The following is a 15,090-nucleotide window of genomic DNA, read 5'->3' on the forward strand; positions in this document are numbered from 1 at the left end:
GGCACGCCGGGAGCGCACCCTGCTCGGCGCCCTCCCCCGGCTGCTAGCGGCGGCTCTTCAGCTCAATCCAGTGGTTGTCCAGCGCCATTCCAGGCACTGCCACCGTGCGCAACACCTGGCCGCGTTGGCGCAGCTGGGCCTGGCGCGCACCGCCCATCCACAGCGCGGGCTCGGCAGGCAGGGGCCGGCCCTTGGCATCGAGCGAGACACTTGCGTTGGCCACGCAGTACACGCCTGGCATGGCATCGCCACGCAGCCAGCGTCCGCTGGCCTGGCCGTTGCCGGGCACCTGCCACCAGGTGACGGTGTTCACGCGCGGGCAACTGACGGCGAAGAGCTGGCCGTCGCAACCGATGTCGCCGCCATAGCCGGCCAGGGGCTCGCGCCCTTCGGGCAGGGGCACGGCATGCAAACGGTGGCCATCGAACAGGGCCAGCACGGGCGCGGCGGCGCGCGCTTCGGTGTCGCGGTGCTCGGCCTGCAGCGCAATGCCCAGCCAGCGGCGCGCGGGCGCGTGGGCGACCTGCGGGCCCCAGGCCAGGTGGCGCAGGCTCAGGCGGCTGTCGTCCAGCTTCCACAGGCCGGCACGGGCGCCGCCTTCTGCCGGCAACAGCCGCGCGATGGACGAGTCCATGTGGTCCAGCTGCAGCTTGCGCCGGCCGGTCTCGGACTGCGTGGGAATGCCGCCGTTGGCGACCATAAGCGTGCCGTCGGCGTCCAGCAGCAGCTGGTGCGGGTCCATGCCGCCCGTGCGCCATTCGGCGATCTTCTCCAAGGTGATGGCATCGCGCACGCCGATCAGGCCCTGGGCATCTTCCAGGTCGGTCTCGGTGGTGTAGAGATGGCGGCCATCGGCACTTTCGATGACATGGCCGTTGAAGAAGCGGTCGGGCTCTATCCACTGCCATTGCGCATCCTCGGCGGCCTGTCCGGGCTTCAGGCGCACCAGCCAGTCGCCGGGGCGGCGGCTGGCGAAGACCACGGAGCCGTCGCGCAGCGCGGCCATGCCATGGGCGCGCGTGGGCACATCCAGGGCCTGCAGCACCTGCAGCGGCCTGTCCACCTGCGCACGGGCCTGCACGATGCCGACACGCATCTGCTCGCCCTGCATCCAGGCCGCAGCCAGCGACCGTGCCGGTCCAGACGGCCTGGCCGCATGGGAGGTTGCCAGCGGCATGGCAGCCAGCAGCCCCATGCCCTGCAGCCAGCGGCGGCGATTCAGCGCCTGCTCAATCCCCGTCGGCATCCGAGAACCCGATGTTGACTTCCAGCGCAGGCGCCACCTCGCCTTCCATGAGGCGCTTGAGGCGCGACAGCGGCTTGGTGGCGGCATCGACGGCCTTGGCGCTCGGCTCGGTCAGGGCACGCATGCCGGCATCGGCCTCGTTGACGGCCTTGAGCCAGCGGTCGGCCAGCGGGTTGAGGCCACGGCCGCGCAGGTAGGACTCGATGGGCACGATGTCCACGCCGGGCTGGGGCACCTTGCGGTCCACGCTCACGGCCAGCGTGCGCAGGCCCTGCCAGTGCGCGCGCCAGATCTCAACGGTGCTGCCGCTGGCCAGGTGCTCCCAGGCGGGGGGCTTGCTGCCTGCACTGCCCGCACTACGCAAGGGCTTTTCCATGTCCGCCCAGCGCAGGCGCTCCAGGCCGCCGACCCACTGGTTGATGAACTCGGCCATGGCTTCGGTGGTGGCATCGCCGTCCTCGGACCAGTCCTGGGCGGCAAGCTTGGCAAAGCCATTGCGGAGGATGCCCATCTCGGCGCCGATTTCCTCGGACACCAGGGTGGCATAGGCGCAGGCCGGCGTCTGCGGCTCCACGGGCTGGGTCCACAGCAGGTTCTCGAGCGCCGGGTATCCCTTGGCGGGTGCGCCGATGCGCTCCATGGCGGCCAGATCGGCGGGGGCCGACTGTATGGCCTTCTTGAGCAGGGCCGGGCGCATGGGGCGGAAGTCCACCAGGCGTGCCGAGCGGCGCTCCACCAGCGGCCCCAGGGCCACGGCCGAGAGGCTGCTCCACTGCCGCGACGATTGCACATAGGCCTGGCGCGCCGTCTGCAGCGTGGCGGCAGCCGATCCCGCAGGTGCCGCAGGTGCTGCGCAGTGCGCGCGCAGCGCCTGGTTCAGTGCCTGGGCGGATGCCTGCGCGGCCTTGGCCTGGGGCGAGAACCATTGGCCATACAGCCCCTGCACGGCATGGGCCGTGTTGTAGAAGGGGATGGCCATGTTGGCCTCCACTTCCTGGGCCTGGGCCGGGGTGGTGGCCAGCAGCGCCAGCGCGGCGGCACAAAGGATTTGGCGAGGGGTCATGCGCATGTCTTGCATCAGAGGGACTCCACAAATTTGACCAGGGCTTCACGGTCTTCGGCGCTGAACTGGCGCACCTGTTCGCGCGCGGCTTCGGCCTCGCCGCCGTGCCAGAGGATGGCTTCCAGCACGCCGCGCGCACGGCCGTCGTGCAGCAGGCGCTGGTGGTTGTTGACATCGGGCAGCAGGCCTATGCCCCACAGCGGCGGCGTGCGCCACTGGCGGCCTGAGGCCTTGAAGTCGGGCCGGCCATCGGCCAGGGCCTCGCCCATGTCGTGCAGCAGCAGGTCGGTGTAGGGCGCAATGGTCTGGCCCGACAGCGCCTGGCTGCTGAGCGCCGGAGACAGCGCGGGGAACAGCGCGCCGCCGGTCTTGTACGAAGGCCGGTGGCACTGTGCACATTGGGCCTGGTGGAACAGTGCCTCGCCACGGCGCACGGCAGGGTCGCTGGCGTTGCGCCGTGCAGGCGGCGCCAGCGTGGCCTGGTAGAAGATCACGTCGTCCAGCACGCGGTCCTCGATCTCCACGCCCTCGGCGCCGTTGCCGTTGGGCGCGGCCAGGCAGTCCTTTTGCGCGGGCGTGCAGGTCTGGTGCGGGAAACGCTTCGATGTGATGCCGATATCGCCCAGGAAGGCCGAAGCCGTCTGGTGGGCAATGGAGGCCACGTTGGCCTTCCAGCCGAAGCGGCCCAGCATCATGCGTTCGCCGTAGGCATCCCAGACATAGTTGGGCTGGCCCTTGATGGGGCCGCCCAGGGCCGCCTGGGCGGCAGCGTTGGCCAGGATCTCGGACTCCGGGATGTGCTCCAGCAGGCCCAGGCCGATGACCTGGGGCGCAATGCGCGGGCTGGTCATCAGGTTGGCAGCGAGGGGGCCGTAGTTGAGCGCAGCCAGCTCGTAGACCGGCTTTTCCAGCGTGTAGGCCGTGCCGTCGGCAAAGCGGCCATGCACCTGTTCATAGCGGATGCGCAGCTGACCCTCGCCCCTGACGCCCAGCACGCCCTCGGTGTTGAACTGGTCGCCATAGACCGGGTCCGGCACCGGGCTGCCGTGCGGGCCTTCACCCGGAATGGACAGCCGCATGAGCAGGCCCGCGAACGGCTGGGGCTTGAGCGGGTTGTGGAAGTCGGGCGGCTGGGCGCGGCCATCCTGCACATGGCAGCCGCCGCAGGAGCGCGCCAGGAAGTGCGGGCCCAGGCCATCGCGCGCCGTGGTGGAGGCCGGCGCCTGCACCCAGTTGCGCTTGAAGAAGGAGTTGCCGATGACGAAGCGCGTGCGCTCGGCATCGTCCAGGTTGGCGGCGGGCAGCGAGAAAGCGTTGCGGCCCGTGGCGTGGACCGTGGTCTGGCCGCCCGGGGGCAGCGGCTCGCCCGGCGCCGCGAACAGCAGTTGCGCCGCAGGCGTGGACGCGGGGGTCGGCTCTGGCGGCGCGGCAGCCTTGGACTCCTGCTGTTGCGCCGAGCAACCCAGCAGACTCAGGCAGGCTGCGGCCAGCAGCAATGGGGAAAATTTCATGGTGAGGGCGACCCTGCAAAAGCCATGGCCGCCGAACCCTTTCGGGGGCGGCGGCCTTGGCGCATGGGCGTGAGAGGGGTTGGACGCTTGGGGTGAATGTTCTTTTAGTTGGCCTTGGGGTCCACCAGGTTGAGCTGGGTGATGCCGACGGCATTGGCCGCCTCCACCAGGTCCTTGCTCTGCTGGACCAGGCTGTCGATGGTGGCCTGGATCTTGGCGCGCGAGGCCGAGTCGCGCGCGCCCTGGATGGCCTGGTCGAACGGCGCGGGAATGGCCTGGGCCGCCTGCACCGACTGCGTGATCTGGCGCGTGGTCCTGTCGGCCAGCGCGCTGTCCTTGGAAGCCACCCAGTCCCTGATGCCCGGGCCTTGCAGCTCGCTGCCGTCCAGGCGCTTGTAGCTGCCCTGCCAGACGTTGAGGATGCCCTGGGCATTGGTCACGGCATCGCGGTGCGTGTTGTCCGAGAAGCAGGAGTGCTCGTCTTCCTGGTCGCGGCTGGCCAGGGCCACTTCCAGGCGCTCGCCGGCCAGCTCGCCGCGCGACAGCGAACCCAGGCCCACGAAGATGCGGCGCAGCGCGTCGTCGGGCTTTTTCTCGAACTGGGCGCGGAAATTCTTGGCCGAGCCGGGCTTCCACTGGTCGGCCACCGACTGCAGATCCTCGATCAGCAACTCGGTCACCACCTTCAGGTACTCACGGCGGCGGTCGGCATTGGATTTCTTGCCATCGACGAAGTCGGTGTAGGGACGCGCGCCCGGTCCCTTGTCATTCAGGTCCTGGCCCCAGAGCATGAACTCGATGGCGTGCCAGCCGGTGGAAACGTTCTCCTCGCCGTCATGCTCGTTGAGTTCGGCCAGGCGCTTCTTGGTGATGGCTTCCTTGCGGTTGTTGATGATGCCGGCATTGGGGTTGCCTTCCACATAGTCCACATAGGACTCGTCCATGGGCCAGGCGTTGATCTGGCCTTCGGGTCCTTCATCGTTGTCGATGGGACCGGCGTAGAAGCGGAAGGCCTCGGTCTGGCCGTAGTACTCGCGTGCATCCAGCCAGGCCTTGCGCGCATTGTTCAGGCCCTGTTCGCTGGGTGATGCGAGAAAGGCCCCGATGGCTTTCTGCATGGTCTTGGCCGAGCTGATGGAATCCGAGTAATTGGCGTGCACCAGGGTGCCGTAATGCTTGACCACCTCTGCAACGGAGAGGTTCTTCTTCACGGGCTGTTGAACGGTGCCGGCGGCTGCGGCCTGGCTCATCGGGGCGGCCGCGCCCAAAGCGAGGGCGGCTGCAATCAGGATGGGATGCATGGCAGAAAGGATCGGAGGTTGGAGAACTCGGAATGCCAAACTGTAATGAGAATTGTTTTTATTGGCAAAACCTGCGAGATATCGCCGCACTGCACCGCAAGGTCATTGACGGACCCGGGCGGCCAACGGGCAGTGAACGGACGGCAATGGGAGCGCTTGCGGCGCACGGGCCGCAGCGGGTGCCAGCCTAGCACGGCGCCCTTGGCGCCAGGGCCAAAGACCCCGCGCTGGCGCAGCGCGGGCCCGGCCTCAGAACTTGTAGTTCAGGCTGACATTCACCGAGCGTGGCTCGCCCCAGGTGTAGGTGCTGTAGTAGCTGAAAATGGTGTAGTACTTCTTGTCCAGCAGGTTGCGCACGTTGACGGTGGCCGACAGCTGTTTGCTGAACTCGTAGCGCGCCATCATGTCCAGCAGCCAGTAGCCCTTGACGGTGTGAACGGCCGTGCCGCCCGATGGCGTGGAGATGTCGCCCCAGGTCTTGTCCTGCCAGCGCGCGCCGCCGCCCACCGTCAGGCCGGAAAGCGGGCCGTCCAGCCTGTAGCTGGTGTGCAGGCTGAACTGGTTGGAGGGCGTGAGCGTGGCCACGCGCTTGCCTTGGTCGCGCGAAATGGCATGCGAGAAACCGGCCTGCAGTTGCCAGGCGGGCGTGATCTGGCCGGATATCTCCGCCTCGAAGCCGCGCGTCCTGACGCCATCGGCGGCCCGGTAGGCCGTGGCGCCGCCGGGCGTCAGGCCGCCGGTCTCGATACCAAAGTTGTCTTGCTGAAGCTGGAACAGCGCCGCCGATGCATTGAGGCGGCCGTCCATGAAGGCCGCCTTGACGCCGACCTCGGCGTTGTTGCCGCGCAGCGGGTCCAGCGCCTTGCCGCTCTCGTTTTGCTTGGACTGCGGGCTGAAGATGCTGGTGTAGCTGGCGTAGACCGAATAGTTGCCATTGAGGTCGTAGATCGCGCCCACATAGGGCACGAAAACGCCGGTCTCGCGCTGACCCTGCACCTGGTTGCGATAGTTGGACCAGCGCCCGCCCGTGATCAGCTTGAGGTCGGCCGCCAGGTTCCAGCGCGCCGCCGTGTACAAGCCCTGCTCCTTGGTCACTTCGCTGTTCACGTAGTCGGGTGAGGCGCCCCACACCGGCAGGCGCGAATCGCCATTCCAGTGGTAGTAGTCATTGACCGTGGACACATAGTCGGCGGGCAGCTGCCAGTAGCCATCGTTCTTCCAGTGGCGCCTTGCTACGCTGGCGCCCAGCACCAGTTCGTGCTCGCGCCCGCCCAGCGAGAAGGGCCCGCTGGCATAGGCATCGAGCGCGTTGCTGGTGGTGCGGCCTATGTACTGGCCGCGCCACAGCGACACGCCGGAGCCGTCGGCCGGGTTGGGGAAGCCCGCAGCCGCCGCGCCCAGGTTGGCGTTGTAGCCGTTGATCTGGTGGTTGAACTGCGCCTTGGCCACCCAGCCGTTGCTGAAGCTGTGCTCCAGCGTGGCAAAGGCCGTGCGCGTGTACTGGTCCCAGCGGCTCCAGCGCGTGCCGTTGTTGTGCGAGCGCGGCATGTCATTGAATTGGCCATCGGCATTGAGCAGGGGAATGCCGCCCCAGGTGGAGTTGACCGGACGGTTGTTCTGCGCATCGCCGCCCAGCGTCAGCAAAGTGCGTGGCGTCAGGTCCATTTCCACAATGCCGTAGAGCGTCGCGGTCTTGCGCGAATAGCGGTCCATGAACGAGTCCTTGTCCTGGTAGGCGGCCACGCCACGCGCGCGCACGCTGCCGCTTGCATTGAGTGCGCCGCCCACATCCACCTCGGTGCGGTAGTTGCTCCAGCTGCCCGCAGAGATGGACGCATGCCCGCGGAAATCGCGCGTGGGCTTCTTGCGGATCAGGTTGATGGTCGCGCCCGGAGTGCCGCTGCCCGTGAGCAGGCCGGTTGCGCCCTTGAGCACCTCGACGCGGTCATAGATCGCCATGTCGCTGAGGGTGTTGCCGGCCGAGTACGCGGAGTCGCGCATCATCGGAATGCCGTCGTACTGGAAGTTCTGGATGGCGAAGCCGCGGGCGTAGTACTCGGTGCGCTCGCTGTCATAGGTGACGATGCTGATGCCAGGCGTGTGCTCCATCACCTGGTCGATGGATGTGAGGTTGAAGTCATCCATCTTCTGGCGTGTGACCACGCTGATGGACTGCGGCGTCTCGCGCGGCGTCAGCACCATGCGCGTGGCTGTGGCAATGGTGCCCGGCGTATAGGAGCCCGAGCCTTCGGTCACCTCGCCCAACTGGTTGGAGATCACGTTGACCGTGGGCAGCGTGGCCGGGTTCTGCGTGTCCGGCAATGCCTGAGCCTGAGCGGACAGGGCGCCGATGGCAAGGGAGATGGCCAGCGCAAGAGGCGCAGGGCGATGGCCGGGTTGAAGGCGATGCAGTGGCATGAAATGCTCCGGGAGAACAGCAATACGGCAATAAAAAAACTTCCTCGCCATGCCCTCCGATGGGTCGAAGGGCATGAAGAGAAAGCGAATGCGATTTGTTCTCATTATCGTTTCTTCAATTGTCTGGGCCATCGGCAGCACAGGGGCTGCTGCATCCGCGCAACACCCGAATCCGTCCCGCGCCCGCCGGGCAGTACCAGCCGCCCATGCCGTAGAAGCTGTCTGGCAAGCCTGCCCTACTTGCCTTGTCCGGCCACTTCCCTTACCATTGCGCCCGCCCGCATGGGAGCGCCCTTTTCACCGGGCCTGCCCGCAGCCTCCAAGCCCTGATCGCCCAGCCGATTTCAGGGCTTTCGCTTTTTGCAGAAGCGGTCTTTTGGCGCTGCACCTTGCGCTCTGTCTTTGCGCGCAGCCCCTGCCATGCTCCGGCATGCCGGCCGCCCAGCTTGTTTTCCCACCAGGACTCCCGTGCCCATCGCTTTCCCAGGATGCAGCACACGCGCAGCGTGCCCGCACGCCGGCTCAGCCGGCGGTGCAGGCGTTTTGCGTGGTGCCGCACCCCAGCGAGAGCGCGCGCCGTCCTGGCTTTCAAGGATCTTCACGTGACCACCACTTCCTCCGGGGCGCTCGCAGCCCATGCTGCCGGCGCCAGCACAGACACGCATGCCGGCGCCCATGCCACCCAGGTCAATGGCTACAGCTGGAAGGCCCTGGCCGGCTCGGCCGTCGGCTATGCCATGGACGGCTTCGACCTGCTGATCCTGGGCTTCATGCTGTCGGCCATCTCGGCCGACCTGCACCTCACGTCGGGCCAGGCCGGCTCGCTGGTGACCTGGACGCTGATAGGGGCCGTGTTCGGCGGCATCTTCTTCGGCCTGCTCAGCGACCGCTACGGGCGCATCCGCGTGCTGACCTGGACCATCATGCTGTTCGCAGTCTTCACGGGCCTGTGCGCCTTCGCGCAGGGCTACTGGGACCTGCTGGCCTACCGCACGATTGCGGGCATCGGCCTGGGCGGCGAGTTCGGCATCGGCATGGCACTGGCTGCCGAGGCCTGGCCTGCCCGCCACCGCGCGCGCGTCTCGTCCTATGTGGCCCTGGGCTGGCAAATGGGTGTGCTGGGTGCGGCGCTGCTGACGCCGCTGCTGCTGCCCCTCATAGGCTGGCGCGGCATGTTCCTGGTGGGCGTGATCCCGGCCGTGGTGGCCTGGGTGATCCGCAACAAGCTGCACGAGCCCGAGGTCTTCGTGAAGCGCCAGCAGTCCGCCACGCCGTCGGCCCGCGTGCCGGTGCTGCAAAGCCTGAAGCTGCTGGTGAAGGACCGCGCCACGGCCAAGGTCAGCCTGGGCGTGATCGTGCTGACCTCGGTCCAGAACTTCGGCTACTACGGCATCATGATCTGGATGCCCAGCTTCCTGTCCAAGCAACTGGGCTTCAGCCTGACCAAGTCCTCGATCTGGACTGCCGTGACCGTGGTGGGAATGATGGTCGGCATCTGGGTCTTCGGCCAGCTGGCCGACCGCATCGGCCGCAAGCCCAGCTTCCTGATCTTCCAGCTGGGCTCGGTCATCATGGTCGTGCTCTATTCACAGCTGTCCGACCCTGCGGCCATGCTCTGGGCAGGCGCCCTCATGGGCCTGTTCGTCAACGGAATGATGGGCGGCTACGGCGCCGTGATGAGCGAGGCCTATCCCACCGAGGCGCGCGCCACCGCGCAGAACGTGCTGTTCAACATCGGCCGCGCCGTGGGCGGACTGGGCCCGGTGGTGATCGGTGCGCTGGCCATGAGCTATTCGTTCCAGGTGGCCATCGCCCTGCTGGCGGCCATCTATGTGCTGGACATGCTGGCCACGGCCTTTCTGATCCCCGAACTCAAGGGTCGCGAGCTGTCCTGAGTGGTGCGTGCAACGGCCCTGCCATGCAAAGAGCTGCCGATGGCAGCTCTTTTTTTGTCCCGGGACCGGCCGGCTAGGGGCTCAGCCGCCCTCGCTGCATTCCAGGTTTTCGATGCGGTCTGCCGCCTCTCGGATGTCTTCCTGGAACATCTGGTCGCCCAGCATCACGGAAACCTGGCCCTCGAAGCCGCGCAGCTTGACCAGCGCTGCCTCGTAGCCGCCACTGCCCATGCGCTTGAGCCCGCACAGCGCATAGAGCTTGGCCACGGGCGAGCTTCGCGGATCGTCGATCACCGACAGCAGGACGGCATTGGCCTCGGGCCGCCTGAGCATGGCCTCCAGATGCTGCTCCGCTGGCGAAATCTCGCCGGCAAGGCCGACCAGTCCCAGGTTGAACTGCGAGGCATCCAGCGGCGCTGGGTCCAGCGGACGGGCCAGGGCCGGGGCAGACAGGAACAGGCAGATCAGGGCGGCGGACAGGGTGGTCTTCATGGCAGGGGCAAGGCCGTGTGAGGCCTGGGAGGCAGTCGCAAAGGCTCTTCGACGCAAAGCATTGCGGCAGGTTCCCCTTCGGCACCATCGCGATCATCGACCACCAAACAGCCAGCCTGCGACCAGCGTGCCGCCATAGAACAGGAGCAGGGTGACCGGCACCAGGTGCCAGCCCCAGACTCTGAACCACCAGTGATTGAACAGGGTCACCACGGCGCCGATGACGATGCAGATGGCCAGCGCACCCAGCCGCTGCTCCAGACTGTCCGCCACGTCCTTGGACGCGAAGAAGATGAACGCCGCGACGGACGAACACAGCAAGGCGGTGTAGAACGCCACTTTCTCTTGCCTGCGCAATTTCAGGATGCTCATGGGGGCCAGGGAGGTTTCGATGGATCGGTCGCCGGGAAAGCCTGCGCCACCGGAGCGCGCAGGTTGCGCTGCGGCACAATTTTTCGTATCCCGCCCGGGATGCGCCATAAGACCCGTCCGAATCTGCAGCCACTGCAGCGCACGCGCAACGCGCTGCGGCCTTCTCGACGCCCAATCGGCCCAATCAGCTCAATCGACCCTGTCAGGTCAGTCGTGTCAGTCGGCCACGGCCAGCACCACGGCGGACTCCGGCACCGACAGCCAGACCTTGCGTCCTGTGCGCAGCGTCCAGGGCTCGCCTTGCGCCTGCTGCGCCGCATACCCCACGCCGCTGCCGCCCCAGGGCAGCCTGGCCACCACTTCGCGCGGTCCGTCCCCCTCGGCACGGGCCAGGCGTTGCACCTTGGCAGGCCAGGCATTGGCCAGGCCCTGCGCACCGGCCAGCGGCGCCACTGGCAGCACCTGGACGGCAGTGGCCTTGCACAGCGCCATCACGGGCAGGCCAGGGGCCAGGCCCAGCAACTGGGCGCTTTCGGCGGTGATGCGTGCGGCAATGCCTGGTGCATCGCCACCGCCATCGGGCAGCATCCAGACGCGGACCTGGGCACCCTGCGCCTGCAGGGCCCCGACCCGGCAAGGCCACAGATTGCGCATGCTGGTGCGCAGGCCCAGCCCCAGTCCGGGAGCCGCCGAGGAAACGCCGGCCGGCCCGCCAAAGCGCTGCAGCACCTGTGCACGGGCCTGCTCCAGCGCATCGGCCATGGCCAGCAGGGACTGCCCGGCTGCGGTGATGCGCGCGCCGCCGCCGCCGGCGCCGCCGACCGAGCGCTCCACCAGGGCACAGCCCGCGAGATTGGTCAGCACATCCAGCGCCTGCCATGCCGCCTTGTAGCTGACGCCGGCCTCGCGCGCCGCTTGTGAAATCGAATGCCCTGCTGCGATATGGCGCAGGATGGCGAGGCGGCGGTCAGCCAGGTCATGGCCCAGCGCGGGCACCAGATCGGAAGGGGAGGCAGGAGCGTCGGCAGTCATGCGCGACATCATGCCCGCCAAGCGTTATTTCCCGCCAAGCAAAACGCCTGCACCCTGCATGCGCATTTTCAGGTCGTTACACTGCGCTATTCACCAACGGAATAGCGAGAGACCCATGAACGTGAACCAGCCCCTGCGTGCCACCGCCTTTGCCGCCCTTGCCCTGTTGGGCGGTGTCGCTGCGCAGGCTGCCGAAGTGTCGGTGGCCGTTGCCGCCAACTTCACGGCGCCCATGCAGAAGATCGCCGCCGAGTTCGAGAAGGACACCGGGCACAAGGCCCTGCTGTCCTTCGGCGCCACGGGCAAGTTCTATGCGCAGATCGTCAACGGCGCGCCCTTCCAGATCCTGCTGGCCGCCGACGACACCACGCCCGGAAAGATCGCCAAGGAAGGCCGTGGCCTGCCCGATTCGCGCTTCACCTACGCCATCGGCCAGCTCGTGCTGTGGAGCCCCAAGCCCGGCTATGTGGACGACAAGGGCGAGGTCCTCAAGACCGACGACTACAGGCACATCGCCGTGGCCAACCCCAAGCTCGCGCCCTACGGCACGGCCGCCATGGAAGTGCTGGACAAGCTGGGCATCACGGCCCAGGTGCAGCCGCGCATCGTCATGGGCGAGAACATCGCCCAGACCTACCAGTTCGCGGCCACGGGCAATGCCCAGCTGGGCTTCGTGGCCCTGTCGCAGGTGATGGGAAACGGCAAGCTGCGCGAAGGCTCGGCCTGGCAGGTGCCCGGCGCCATGCACGAGCCCATCCGCCAGGATGCCATCGTGCTCAACAGCGGCAAGGACAACGAAGCCGCCACCGAGCTGATGAAGTACCTGCGTGCTGATAAAGCGCGTGCCATCATCCGCTCCTACGGCTACGGGCTCTAGGCTCCCCCTGAGGCGCTGACGCGCCTTCCCCCTCTCGCTGCGCGGTAGGGGGACGACACCAGCGCTGCGAACCACTGAATTCTTCCAGCATGATTCTTACCGCCGACGACTACGCCGCCATACGTCTGACGCTGAAACTTGCCAGCGTGACCACGGTGCTGCTGCTGGCGCTGTGCACGCCGCTGGCCTGGTGGCTGGCCCATACGCGCTCGCGCTGGCGCGGCCCGATTGGCGCCGTGGTGGCGCTGCCCCTGGTGCTGCCACCCACGGTGATCGGCTTCTACCTGCTGGTGACCATGGGGCCCAATGGCCCCGTGGGCCAGTTGACGCAGGCGCTGGGGCTGGGCACCCTGCCCTTCACCTTTGCAGGCCTGGTCATCGGGTCCCTGGTGTATTCCCTGCCGTTCACGGTGCAGCCGCTGCAGCGCGCCTTCGAGTCGCTGGGCACGCGCCCCATGGAGGCCGCGGCCAGCCTGGGCGCGGGGCCGCTGGACCGCTTCTTCACCGTGGCGCTGCCGTTGGCGCGCCCGGGCTTCATCACCGCAGCCGTGCTGACCTTCGCGCACACCGTGGGCGAGTTCGGCGTGGTGCTGATGCTGGGCGGCAATATCCCCGGCGTGACGCGCGTGGTCTCGGTGCAGATCTACGACCATGTGGAAGCCATGGAGTACGCCCACGCCCACTGGCTGGCCGGCGGCATGGTGGTGTTCTCCTTCCTGGTGCTGCTGGCCCTGCACCTGTTGCAGCCGCGCGAGGAGCGCCGCGCATGATGACTGACTTCTCTCCCGTTGCTTCGGCCGGCGCCGTGCCCGCCGCGAGCCCTTCGCAAATCCTTGCTGCGCTGGCGCTGGAGCGTGCCGACTTCCGCCTCGATGTGCTGCTGCAGCTGCCCGGGCGCGGCGTCACGGCCCTGTTCGGCCCTTCGGGCTGCGGCAAGACCACCTGCCTGCGCGCGCTGGCGGGGCTGGAGCGCGCACGGGGCCGTGTCGTCGTCAATGGCGAGGTCTGGCAGGACGATGCGGCCAGCCAGTGGCTGCCCACGCACCGCCGCGCCCTGGGCTATGTGTTCCAGGAAGCCAGCCTGTTCCCGCACCTGAGCGTGCAGCGCAACATCGACTACGGCATGCGGCGCACGCCCGCCGAGCGGCGCAAGGTGTCCCAGGACCAGGCCGTGTCCCTGCTGGGCATAGGCCATTTGATGGACCGCATGCCCTCCACCCTGTCGGGCGGCGAGCGCCAGCGCGTGGCCATTGCGCGCGCCCTGGCCACCAGCCCCCGCGTGCTGCTCATGGACGAACCGCTGGCCGCGCTGGACGCCCAGCGCAAGGCCAAGGTCCTGCCCTACCTGGACCAGCTGCGCCGTGAACTCGACATTCCCGTCCTCTATGTCAGCCACTCCATTGACGAGGTAGCGCGCCTGGCCCAGCACCTGGTGCTGCTCAAGGCAGGCGGCATCGTCGCGGCCGGCGCCACCAGCGAACTGCTGGCACGGCTGGACCTGCCGCTGAGCATGGGCGACACGGCAGCGGCCATGCTCAGTGCGCAGATCCGGCAGCACGATCCGGATGCCCACCTGAGCACGCTGTCCTTCGACGGCGGGCGCCTTCGCCTTGTCATGGCCCGCCCGCGCCCCATCGGCGAGAGCGTGCAGCTGCGCGTGCAGGCGCGCGATGTGAGCCTGAGCCTGCAGCACCCGCAAGACAGCAGCATCCTCAACATCCTGGCGGCCACCGTGCAGGATCTGCGCGAGGACGGCCCGGGCCAGGTCATGGTCTCGCTGCAGCTGGGCCCGTCCCGCCTGCTGGCGCGCATCACCCTGCATTCCGCCCGGCAGCTGGGCATTGCGCCGGGCATGCATGTCTTCGCCCAGATCAAGGGCATGGCATTGCTGGACTGAAGCTGCGCGGCGGCACCGATATCATGCGCAGGCCGCCTGCGCGGCCCACGCCATGAACGCCACCACCGAACACGCTCCCGCACCCGCCCCGGACTCGGGCCCGGCAGATGCTGCCTGCTCCACCGCGCCCGCCATTGCCGCACTGCGCACGCATACGGTGGTGCGCCACCGGATCGCCGATGGCGGCGCCGTCAGCCTCCAGCCCGAACCCCAGGTGCTAGCCAGCGAAGTCCCCATCGCCCTGGTGTTCAATGGCATCTCGCATGCCGTGATGATGGGTACGCCCTCGGACCTGGAAGACTTTGCGCTGGGTTTTGCGCTCACCGAGGGCATCCTGGACAGCGGCGCCGACTGCTACGGCATCGAGGTGCGGGCCGTGGCCGCCGAAGCGGCAGGCCTTCCGTCCGGCATGGACGGCATCGAGGTGCAGCTGGACGTGGCCTCGCGCTGCTTCGCGCGCCTCAAGGACCGGCGCCGCAGCATGAGCGGGCGCACAGGCTGCGGCGTCTGCGGCGTGGACAGCTTCGCGGCGCTGGACCTGTCCTTCGACCCCCTGCCCGCGCACGACTGGATCGCCCGTGTCGATGCCGACACCGTCTGCGCAGCCATCGCGGCACTGCCGCCGCTGCAGTTGCTCAACGCCGAAGCCGGCGCCGTGCATGCCGCAGGCTGGGCAGGGCTGGACGGGCAACTGACGGATGTGCTCGAGGACGTGGGCCGCCACAACGCGCTGGACAAGCTGGTCGGCCGCCTCTCGCGCACCGGCCGCCTGGGCGAGGCCGGCTTTGTCGTGCTCTCCAGCCGGGGCAGCCATGAGCTGGTGCGCAAATGCGCCAGGGTCGGCATCGCCGCCCTGGCCACCATCTCCGCCCCCACGGCCATGGGCGTGCAGATGGCCGAGCTGATCGGCCTGCGCTTCTGGGGCCTGTGCCGCCCGCCCAAGGCGGTGCTGTATGCGCCGGGCCGCACCTGAACAAATGCCCGAG

13 protein-coding genes are annotated in these 15,090 nt (G+C 68.0%); 5 read left to right on the forward strand and 8 right to left on the reverse strand.

The window, feature by feature from the left end:
• Window positions 1-43: 43 nt before the first annotated feature.
• From ACRSCF_RS25530 to ACRSCF_RS25550, 5 genes are all read right to left on the reverse strand, one after another.
• On the reverse strand, window positions 44-1,246 hold the full coding sequence (locus ACRSCF_RS25530; RefSeq protein WP_244387431.1) for a DUF1513 domain-containing protein: 1,203 nt from the start codon (window positions 1,244-1,246) through the stop codon (window positions 44-46).
• On the reverse strand, window positions 1,230-2,324 hold the full coding sequence (locus ACRSCF_RS25535) for an imelysin family protein (protein ID WP_034364241.1): 1,095 nt from the start codon (window positions 2,322-2,324) through the stop codon (window positions 1,230-1,232). The genes ACRSCF_RS25530 and ACRSCF_RS25535 overlap by 17 nt, the downstream gene beginning before the upstream one ends.
• The gene (locus ACRSCF_RS25540) at window positions 2,324-3,820 is read right to left on the reverse strand and encodes a di-heme oxidoredictase family protein (protein WP_034364239.1); all 1,497 of its coding nucleotides are present in this window, start codon (window positions 3,818-3,820) and stop codon (window positions 2,324-2,326) included. The genes ACRSCF_RS25535 and ACRSCF_RS25540 overlap by 1 nt, the downstream gene beginning before the upstream one ends.
• A 104-nt stretch (window positions 3,821-3,924) precedes the next feature.
• Window positions 3,925-5,121 carry an imelysin family protein gene (locus ACRSCF_RS25545; protein ID WP_016447976.1) on the reverse strand — a complete coding sequence of 399 codons (1,197 nt, stop codon included), beginning with the start codon at window positions 5,119-5,121 and terminating at the stop codon, window positions 3,925-3,927.
• Between the two features lie 249 nt (window positions 5,122-5,370).
• Complete coding sequence (locus ACRSCF_RS25550) at window positions 5,371-7,539, reverse strand: TonB-dependent siderophore receptor (protein ID WP_244387437.1); 2,169 nt, start codon at window positions 7,537-7,539, stop codon at window positions 5,371-5,373.
• 602 nt (window positions 7,540-8,141) lie between these two features.
• Here ACRSCF_RS25550 and ACRSCF_RS25555 point away from each other — a divergent pair.
• The gene (locus tag ACRSCF_RS25555; protein WP_244387438.1) at window positions 8,142-9,434 is read left to right on the forward strand and encodes an MFS transporter; all 1,293 of its coding nucleotides are present in this window, start codon (window positions 8,142-8,144) and stop codon (window positions 9,432-9,434) included.
• Window positions 9,435-9,515: 81 nt separating this feature from the next.
• Here the strand turns inward: ACRSCF_RS25555 and ACRSCF_RS25560 are convergent, their stop codons facing one another.
• From ACRSCF_RS25560 to ACRSCF_RS25570, 3 genes are all read right to left on the reverse strand, one after another.
• On the reverse strand, window positions 9,516-9,926 hold the full coding sequence (locus ACRSCF_RS25560; protein WP_016447979.1) for a hypothetical protein: 411 nt from the start codon (window positions 9,924-9,926) through the stop codon (window positions 9,516-9,518).
• Between the two features lie 93 nt (window positions 9,927-10,019).
• Window positions 10,020-10,298 (reverse strand): hypothetical protein, encoded by a 279-nt coding sequence (locus tag ACRSCF_RS25565; RefSeq protein ID WP_034364236.1) that lies wholly within the window; start codon window positions 10,296-10,298, stop codon window positions 10,020-10,022.
• A 216-nt stretch (window positions 10,299-10,514) separates the two neighbouring features.
• Window positions 10,515-11,342, reverse strand: a complete 828-nt coding sequence (locus ACRSCF_RS25570; protein WP_034364321.1) for a TOBE domain-containing protein — start codon at window positions 11,340-11,342, stop codon at window positions 10,515-10,517.
• A gap of 103 nt (window positions 11,343-11,445) precedes the next feature.
• Here ACRSCF_RS25570 and modA point away from each other — a divergent pair, with 103 nt between their 5' ends.
• From modA to fdhD, 4 genes are all read left to right on the forward strand, one after another.
• The gene (gene modA, locus ACRSCF_RS25575) at window positions 11,446-12,207 is read left to right on the forward strand and encodes a molybdate ABC transporter substrate-binding protein (protein ID WP_034364234.1); all 762 of its coding nucleotides are present in this window, start codon (window positions 11,446-11,448) and stop codon (window positions 12,205-12,207) included.
• An 89-nt stretch (window positions 12,208-12,296) separates the two neighbouring features.
• On the forward strand, window positions 12,297-12,977 hold the full coding sequence (modB, locus tag ACRSCF_RS25580) for a molybdate ABC transporter permease subunit (protein ID WP_016453156.1): 681 nt from the start codon (window positions 12,297-12,299) through the stop codon (window positions 12,975-12,977).
• Window positions 12,974-14,104: a molybdenum ABC transporter ATP-binding protein gene (gene modC, locus ACRSCF_RS25585; RefSeq protein ID WP_432675115.1), complete on the forward strand. Its 1,131-nt coding sequence runs from the start codon at window positions 12,974-12,976 to the stop codon at window positions 14,102-14,104. Before modB ends, modC begins: the two co-directional genes overlap by 4 nt.
• A 52-nt stretch (window positions 14,105-14,156) precedes the next feature.
• Window positions 14,157-15,077: a formate dehydrogenase accessory sulfurtransferase FdhD gene (fdhD, locus tag ACRSCF_RS25590; protein WP_244387442.1), complete on the forward strand. Its 921-nt coding sequence runs from the start codon at window positions 14,157-14,159 to the stop codon at window positions 15,075-15,077.
• Window positions 15,078-15,090: the final 13 nt, after the last annotated feature.

Origin of the sequence: Delftia sp. 11MD, from assembly GCF_050907895.1 — a bacterium.
In the GTDB taxonomy this organism is placed as follows: domain Bacteria; phylum Pseudomonadota; class Gammaproteobacteria; order Burkholderiales; family Burkholderiaceae_C; genus Comamonas; species Comamonas tsuruhatensis.